The 8,856-nt window shown below is 67.2% G+C and carries 3 protein-coding genes; 1 reads left to right on the top strand and 2 read right to left on the bottom strand.

Annotated elements, in window-relative coordinates:
* Positions 1 to 269 precede the first annotated feature (269 nt).
* Positions 270 to 848: an RNA polymerase sigma factor gene (locus G1H11_RS18665; protein WP_163820096.1), complete on the top strand. Its 579-nt coding sequence runs from the start codon at positions 270 to 272 to the stop codon at positions 846 to 848.
* 1 nt (position 849) lies between these two features.
* Here the strand turns inward: G1H11_RS18665 and G1H11_RS18660 are convergent, their stop codons facing one another.
* Complete coding sequence (locus tag G1H11_RS18660) at positions 850 to 3,627, bottom strand: AAA family ATPase (protein WP_163820095.1); 2,778 nt, start codon at positions 3,625 to 3,627, stop codon at positions 850 to 852.
* A 255-nt stretch (positions 3,628 to 3,882) separates the two neighbouring features.
* Positions 3,883 to 8,796, bottom strand: coding sequence for an NAD-glutamate dehydrogenase (locus G1H11_RS18655; RefSeq protein WP_163820094.1), 4,914 nt, complete (start codon positions 8,794 to 8,796; stop codon positions 3,883 to 3,885).
* Positions 8,797 to 8,856: the final 60 nt, after the last annotated feature.

The following is an 8,856-nucleotide window of genomic DNA, read 5'->3' as shown; positions in this document are numbered from 1 at the left end:
AAAGCTCGTCCCGTCATCCCTCATCCGCCGTGAGGTACACGGAGAGTGAGGGTAGGAACGCACCTAGTACCTCTGAGTTACGCGAGACACGAATAAGCACGACGATCAAACGTGACGTGCGTCACATCACGCCGACGTCAACACATCGGCGTGACACGGCTTGTCCTCTTTCGTCCCCTTTCACGGGCACACGTACGTACGGCAGTGGAGGTCGCACAGTGGTTTTCCACGATGCGATTAACCCCCGCGCACCTGCAGCGTCGTGAGCCATGAGGGTGTGGGTGGAAGATCAGGGATTGCCGGAATTGCTGGCCGGGGCGCGGAACGGCGACGAGTTAGCGTTCACTTCGCTTTACCGCAAGGTCGCTCCGGCAGCACGCCGAACCGCGCAGCGAATCGTCCAAGACGCACACGCCGCCGAGGACCTCGTCCAGGAGGCCTTCTACCTGGTGCTCCGGGCATTCCGCACCGGACACGGCCCCACCGATTCCTTCGCCGCCTACGTGCAATCAACGGTGAAGCGGCTGGCATACCGGCACTTCGCCAAACAGGGCCGGACCGTCGTCACCGACAGCGATGCGGTGTGGGAGCGCTACCTCGCTCCAGTCATCCCCCCGACGGCACAGGCGGACCTCGTAGTGGCCGCCTGGGCCAGCCTGCCGGCCCGCTGGCGCCGTATTCTCTGGCTCATCGAGGTCGACCGGTACACGCCGGCCGAGCTGGCACCCGGCATGGCGATGACGCCCAATGCCGTATCAAGCCTCGCCACCCGCGCTCGCCGAGCACTGTGCGCTGCCTATCAGGAAATGCAGGAGGCCGAAGGGGAGACGCTCGCGCAGGCTTCCTAATTCACTCCTCCGGCGTGCTCGGCGGACTCTTCGCCACGGCGGCCAGGCTAGCCAGCTCCGCCCGAGAACGTACGCCCAGCTTGCGGAAGACGCGCCCCAGGTGGGTCTCCACCGTCCGTACCGAGACGTAGAGCTCGGCGGCGATCTCCCGGTTCCGCCGGCCTGTCGCGACCAGCCGCACGATCCGCTGTTCCGCCTCCGTGAGAAGGCCGGTGTCGGCGCGGCTCGACGATTCCACGGCCGCAGCCGAACGGCCGGAACCCAATTCCTCTTCCGCCCGCTCGGCGAGGCCCATCGCCCCCACTTCGCCGGCCAGCACGACGGCCCGCCGAAGCCATTCGGCTGCCTCGCTACGGCGGCCCAGCCGGCGCAGCCGCTCGCCGTAGCACAGCTGCGTACGCGCGAGTTCCACCGGCGAGACGCTCTCGACCCAGGACTTCGACGCCTCGGAGAACAGCTTCACCGATTCGTCGCCCTCGGCCACCAGCGCTCGGCAGCGCGCCAGCGTGTGCTGCGCCCAGACCGTAGGAACGCGGCTGGCCCGGATCTCGAATGCGGCCAGCGCCGCGCGAGCGCGTTCGAGATCACCGAGGCGGGCGCAGGCTTCGATGAAGTCCGGCTCCGAGGCCAGGACCGACGGGTCGTCGTAGGTCAGGGCATAGTCCCGGGCGCGCTCGAGTGCCGGCATGGCGTCGTCCAGCTGGTTGACCTGCAGATACATCGCTCCGGACTCGGCCTGGACCAATGCCCTGGTCCACCAGTCACCGCGCTGGCGCACCACCAGCCGTGCCAGGTCAAGACACCGGCGCGCGGCCGTGAGATCACCCATCAAGGCGTATGCCCTGATCATGTAGACCTGGATCTTGCCGCGGTGCGGCACGGTGGGGCCGATCAGCTGCTGCCAAGCCTCGGCAGCCTCCTTGGCGGCGATCAGCCGGCCAGCGCGAATCTCCATCACACCGAGCGCGGAGTAGGCGTATCCCACCACGGCGGGCGAGTCCCCGAACCGGCGCTGTTCGGTGATGACGTGGTAAAGCCTGCGGGCCTCGTCGTAGCGCTCCAGGCGAGCCAGCACGCCGGCATGGCGGACGCATCGGTCCGCGTCGGCGAAGACGTTTCCCGCGCTCGAGTCCGCCTCGATCAGCTCACGCGCCCGATCCCAGTCGCCCGACAACGACGCCGTCCATGCCGCGATCCGGCGGTAGGTTCCCCGCGTGCTGTCTGACACCTCTGGCAACAGGCTTTTCGCCTGGGCCAGATACTTCACCGCCTCACCGACCTCCATGCTGTCGGCGAACCCGGCAGCACCCACGATCCAGAACTGTGCCGCACGGTCCGGGTCGGTGGCGGCGAGCGCCTCCGCCTGACCCTCGATCAGATCGGTCGGTACGTGTCCTTCCCGGGCAAGGCGCGCCCGCGCCTCCAGCAGCGCGAGCTCAGTGCTGCTCGCCGGCGGCATGTCCATCCGGGACCGTTCTCGGGCGATGTGCACAGCTTCGCTTGCCCGGCCGGCGAACAGGGCGAACTCGCCGCTGAGCAGCAGCCGCTGAATCCGCTCGTCGGGACTGGATGTCAACCGGACCGATTCCTGGGCGAACCGGACGGATAGCTGGAACTCACCTCGGCCGAGCAGTTCGCGGGCCGCCTGCTGCAAGGCTGTCGCCAGCTCGTCGTCATGTTCGACGCACGCCCGTGCCTGATGCCACAGCACCTGGTCCGCGTCGAGGCCGCGATAGACCTCGGCCAGCCTGGTGTGCGCCCGGACGCGTTCATTGAGCGACGCCGCCCGCCATACGATCGAGCCGACGGCCGGTGTTCGCAACCGGAAGGTGCCGTCCGACACCTCGACGTGCTCCCGGAGAAGCCATTCAACGACGTCATCGTCGTGCTCGGCGAGCGCCGACAGCACCGGAGCGAGCTTGTGGTCCTCGCTGACCGTGGCCACCAACAGGGCGAAGCGCTGATCATCATCGAGTTCACCGAGATCGGGTATCAGGAGTTCCCTGAGCACCTGGGATGCCGGCAGGTATCGGTCGAGTGGCACCTGGCCGCGTCGCTGCTCCGGCGCCAGCTCGCCGGCCACGTCCAGCAGCGCCCGGGGGTTCCCTCCTACTCGCCGGCTGAGATCCGCCGCGACGTTCACGGCGACGTCGTCATAGCGTGTGCGCACCAGATCAATTGCATCTTCCTGCTCCAGCTCGCCCAGCCGAAGCATCGGAAGGCCGTCGAGCACCGGAGCCGGCGCCGACGGATTGCCGGTCAGCATCAACGCGACCGGCCACGGCCGCAGCCGCCGGGCGACGAAACCCAGAACCTCTTGAGACCGGAGATCGAAGAAGTGCGCGTTATCAACGGTCACCAGGATGGGGGTCTCCGTGAGCCCCAACAGCGTCTGCACCCGCATCGCGACGTCATAAGGGCTCGCGTCGTCACCGAGACCGGCGAGGATCTCCTCCACATGCGGTGTCAGGCGCTTCTGATCACCCGGCTCGAGGGCGCCGATCAGTCCTGACAGGACCAGGTGGAGACCGGCGTAGGGCCACTCGCGTTCCGACTCGGCGGCAGTGACGCTGGCGACCGAGACAGGCCGCTCTCCAGCGACCGTGCCCTGCGTCTCCGCCACGACCGCCGCCAGCAATGTGCTCTTGCCGCTCCCGGCCGGCCCGGCGATGACCATGGAGCCACCCTGGCCCGCGGTGAGCGCCTGGACGAGGACGAGAAGCATCTGCATCTCATGGTCTCGCCCGATGATCCTGCCTCGACGGTCGTCGACAACCACCAGTAGATCTCCCCCTTATGAGACGCATGCCGGGGTCGGCTAGTCCCGGGCTCGTCGCAGATTCCCCTTTACGGACAGGACGGGGATGTCATCTCGCCATGACGGGCATCACCTGGAATCTCACATACTGGGCGTCAAGATCCGTTCGCGTTTTCGACGTTACGCCAGAAAGACCCGATCAATCAGCCGAAACCGCAAAAACGAAACGGGATGCGCGCTGGATCACACTGCTGGGGTGTTCGCTCCGGGCCGCTGTCACGCCGGCGCTGTGTGCAGCAAGGAGCGCACCACTCGCACGCCGACGGAGAGACGAGCGAGGTCGAACGACTCCCCCTCGATGATCTCGCCGAGAGTCTTGCGGGCACGAGCGACGACGGCGGCATCCTCCTCGGCCCAGATCCGCACCCGCTCTTCCGGTTCCGCGTTCTCGTCCGTCTGCTGGAGGACCTGCGCTGTTACCGATGTCTGCACAGCATGCAGATCATCGCGCAACGCCGCGCGCGCCATGGTCTGCCAGCGGTCGTTCCGGGGGAGCGCGATGATCCGCTCCAGCAGCCGGCCGAGCCCCAGGTGCTCACCCAAGGCGAAGTGCACCCGGGCCACCTCGAGGAGGTCTGTGCCCGTGGCGAGCGAGTTCTCCACCATACCCAGTCCGGAGTATGCCGGCGGCAGAACGGCCACACGTACCGCGAGATCCTCCGGCACGCCGGCTTTGATCAGCTCGTCCCGGCGCGCGGTGTAGAGGTCCAGTTCGCGGCCTGCCAGCACGTCGGGCAGCGCGTCCAGCAGCCTCCCGATCGGGGACTCGAAGAACCCGATCTGCCAGGCGATGTCGATGGGCGGGCGGCGATTCACGACGAGCCAGCGGGTGACCCGTTCGGTGATGGTCCGCCCGGCCAGGCGCATCTGCGTCTGCACATCGGCTGAGACGATGTTGTCCAGCGACGAGACCGCCGCATAGAGATCCGGCATCTGGAAGATGACGCCCGCGACCGTGTAGGCACGCGCCAGGTCTTCCACCGACCCGCCGGTCTCCATTCCCAGCCGGAACGCGAACGTGGTGCCCGCCTGGTTGACCAGCTCGTTCACGAGCGTGTTGGTGATGATCTCGCGGCGCAGCGGATGCGCGTCGATCCGGTCGGCATACCGTTCGCGCAACGGGCTCGGGAAGTACGCGTGCAAGATCGCCGAGAGGTACGAGTCGTCGGGAAGGCTGGTCTCCAGGAGTTCCGAGTACATCGTGTTCTTGGTGTACGCCAGCAGGACGGCCATCTCCGGTGACGTCAGCCCGCGCCCGGAGTTCATCCGCTCACCCATCTGACGGTCGGTGGGCAGCGCCTCGATCTCCCGCTTCAGCAGCCCCTCGCTCTCCAGCCGGCTCATGTATGCGCGGTGGACGTGCGCCAGGTTGGGCGCATTGCGCACGGCATTGGCCAGCGCCACGTTCTGCCCGTAGTTCGTCGCGAGGACCAGTTCCGCGATCTCGTCGGTCATCTCGGTGAGCAGGGTATTGCGCTGCTTCTCGGTCAGGTCACCCGCACGGACCACGCCGTCGAGCAGGATCTTGATGTTCACCTCGTGGTCTGACGTATCGACACCGGCGGAGTTGTCGATCGCGTCGGTGTTGATGCGGCGGTCCCGTTCACCGTCGGCAACACCCGACGTGTTCAGCGCGTACTCGACCCGTCCCCGCTGTGTCAGCCCCAGGTTGCCGCCTTCGGCCACACACGCGCAGCGCAGCTGCACGGCGTCGACCCGGATGGCGTCGTTGGCCTTGTCGCCGACCTCGGCATGCGACTCTGTGCTGGCCTTGACATAGGTACCGATACCGCCGTTCCACAACAGGTCGACCGGGGCGGTGAGGATGGCTCGCATCAGTTCCGCGGGCGTCATCGACCGCACGGACGAGTCGATGCTCAGCCGTTCCGCCACCTGCGGCGTGATCGGGATCTTCTTCGTCGTCCGCGAGTGAATCCCGCCGCCCTGGCTGATGAGATCCGAGGAGTAGTCGTTCCAGCTGGATCGCGGCAGGTCGAACAGGCGCCGGCGTTCCTCGTACGAGGTTGCCGCGTCCGGGTTGGGGTCGAGGAAGATGTGCCGGTGATCGAACGCCGCCACTAGCCGGATGTGGCGGGAGAGCAGCATCCCGTTGCCGAACACGTCGCCCGACATGTCGCCGATGCCCACGACCGTGAAGTCCTCGTTCTGACAGTCGCGGCCCATCTCCCGGAAATGCCGCTTGACCGACTCCCAGGCCCCGCGGGCGGTGATGCCCATGGCCTTGTGGTCATATCCGGCCGACCCACCGGAGGCGAACGCGTCGCCGAGCCAGAAGCCGTACTCCTTCGACACCTGGTTCGCGATGTCGGAGAACGACGCGGTGCCCTTGTCGGCCGCCACCACCAGGTAGGGGTCGTCTCCGTCGTGGCGCACCACACCCGCGGGCGGCAGCACGGTGCCGTCGTCATCGCGGTTGTCGGTGATGTCGAGCATGCCCCGGATGAAGGTCTTGTAGCACTCGATGCCCTCGGCCAGCCAGGCTTCCCGGTCCACCGACGGGTCGGGCAGCCGCTTGCCGACGAACCCGCCCTTCGCGCCCACGGGCACGATCACGGAGTTCTTCACCGCTTGCGCCTTCACCAGCCCGAGAATCTCCGTGCGGAAATCCTCCCGGCGGTCCGACCAGCGCAGCCCGCCGCGGGCGACGGCGCCGTAGCGCAGGTGCACGCCCTCGACCCGCGGTGAGTACACCCAGATCTCGTACCTCGGACGAGGCGCCGGCAAGTCCTGGATCTTCTGGGAATCGAGCTTGAAGCTGATCGCCGTGCCTGCACGGCCGTCGCCCTGCGGGTCTGAGCGGAAGAAGCTGGTCCGCAAGGTCGCCTGGATGAGGCCGAGGAAAGAGCGCAGGATCCGGTCCTGGTCGAGGCTGGCCACCGCGTCCAGCGCCTGCTCGATACGCTCCGTGACCGCTGTGACCGCGCTATCGCGTGCCTCCGGCCCGCTGGCGCGCTCCGGGTTGAACCGCACGTCGAACAGCTCGACGAGCATCCTGGCGACGCCCACGTGCGTGGTCAGGCATTCCTCCAGGTAGCTCTGGCTGAACGTCGACCCGGCCTGACGCAGGTACTTCGCGTACGCACGGAGAACCGAGGCCTCGCGCCAGGACAGGCCCGCCAGCGGAACCAGGGCGTTGAACCCGTCGCTCTCGGCGTCGCCGCGCCACACCGCGATAAAGGCGTCCTGGAAGGACTCCTTCAGCCGGTCACCGTCCGCGGTCCGGATGCCCTCCAGCCGCAAGCCGAAATCGTAGATGTAGGCGGCTGTCTCCGACTCGTGGCGGACGATCTCGTAGGGGCGCTCGTCGACCACCTCGACGCCCATCCGGGACAACAGCGGCAGGATGTGGGTGAGGGAGATGGGCGTCCCGGTGCGGTAGATCTTCAGCCGACGGCTGTTGGACGGAGCCCCGACGGGCCGGTAGAGGTTGAGGCTCAGGCCGTCGACGTCGGCGAGCTCCTCCAGGCGTCGCACGTCCGACGCCGCGGTCCGCGCCGGGAAGTCCTCCTTGTAACCCTCCGGGAAGCCGTCCTTGTATCTGCGCAACAGGCGGGCCGCCGACTCCTCGCCGACCTGCTCGGCAAGCGCGTCGGAGAAATCGTCGGTCCAGGCCCGGGTCGCGGCCATCAGCTGCTTCTCGAGTTCCTCGGCATCGAACTCCGGCAGCGGCCGGTGCGGGTCTGTACGGACCACGAAATGAAGCCTGGCCAGCATAGACTCACCGAGCCTGGCGGTGAAGTCGATGGACACGCCGTCGGTGGCGGAGAGCAGGAGCCGCTGAATCCGTTCCCGCACATCGGTGTTGTAGCGATCCCGCGGCAGGTAGACGAGGAACGACAGGTACCGCCCGTAGTCATCGCGCCGGACGAACATGCGCAGCTGGCGGCGTTCCTGCAGGTTCACCACCGCGAGCGCCACCGGCAGCAGCTGGTCCACCGGGGTCTGGAACAGCTCGTCGCGCGGATACGTCTCCAGCACCTGCAAGAGGTCCTTGCCGGAGTGGCTGGTGGGCGCGAACCCGCTGTTCTGGACCACCTCTTGGACGCGTCGGCGCAGCACCGGGATCCGCAGCACACTCTCGATGTAGGCGGCCGAGCTGAACAGGCCGAGGAAGCGCCGTTCGCCGATCACCTCGCCGTTCTCGTCGAACGACTTCACGCCGATGTAGTCCAGATAGGCGTCCCGGTGCACGGTCGCCTTCGAATTGGCCTTGGTGAGCACGAGCAGCCGCTTCTCGCGCGCCTTCGCTCGCACCTCCGGCGGAAGTTTGGCGAAGGCGTCGGAGAGGTCCTGATCTGCCCGCAGAATGCCGAGCCCGGAGCCGGTCACGGCCCGGAGCACATCCTCACCGTCCACCTCGTCCAGGACGTACTCGCGGTAACCGAGGAAGGTGAAGTGGTCGTCCGCCAGCCAGTGCAGAAGCTCGCGCGCCTCCTCGATCTCGGCGTCGGGGACCGGCAGCCCGGGCTGGTCCAGCGTGTCCGCGATCTCCTCACAGCGCTGCCGCATCCGCGGCCAGTCCTCGACGGCGTCCCGCACGTCTCGCAGGGCATCGCGCAGCAGCTCTTCGATGTGCGCCTGCTCGTCGCGGTCGTCGCGGCGGTCGATCTCCACATGCATCCACGACTCGACCACCACGTCCGGGATCTCCGGGATCCGCGGGTGATTGTCGTCCAGATCGCAGACCTCGAGCAGCTCACCGGTCACGTTGCGCCGGACGATGATCTGCGGGTGAACGATCAACCGGATCAGGTTGTCGTTGCGGTGCAGCGCCAACGTCACCGAATCCACCAGGAACGGCATGTCGTCGGTGACGACCTCGACGACGGTGTGCCCGGAGGACCAGCCGTGCTCGTCCACGGATGGCGTGAACACTCGCACCAGCGACGACCCTTGCGGCCTGTGCTCAGCCAGGCGCCGGTGCGACGCGGCCGTGCCGAAGATGTCGACCGGATCGCGACCGACGAGGTCCTCCGGTGCTACGTGACGAAAATAACGGCGAAGGAAGCGCTCGTCGGCGTCCTGGTCCATGGCCGGGTGGTCGCGTTTCACCACCGAAGCGGCCCTGGCGAGAAGGTCGGACTTCGCTTCTTCCAGCCTGTTTCGCATCGTCAAACCCCCGGGCGTCGCCGCCGCACACGTCGTTGTGCGCGAACACGTCCAACACTA

It is taken from the genome of Phytoactinopolyspora alkaliphila (genome assembly GCF_010550695.1).
GTDB classification, from domain to species: Bacteria; Actinomycetota; Actinomycetes; order Jiangellales; family Jiangellaceae; genus Phytoactinopolyspora; species Phytoactinopolyspora alkaliphila.
Note: the sequence above shows the minus strand (reverse complement) of the source record. Positions and strands in the feature narration are given on the sequence as shown.

Coding starts and splice junctions, on each gene's coding strand:
- G1H11_RS18665 (WP_163820096.1), top strand. CDS start 270: ATGAGGGTGTGGGTGGAAGATCAGGGATTGCCGGAATTGCTGGCCGGG.
- G1H11_RS18655 (WP_163820094.1), bottom strand. CDS start 8,796: ATGCGAAACAGGCTGGAAGAAGCGAAGTCCGACCTTCTCGCCAGGGCC.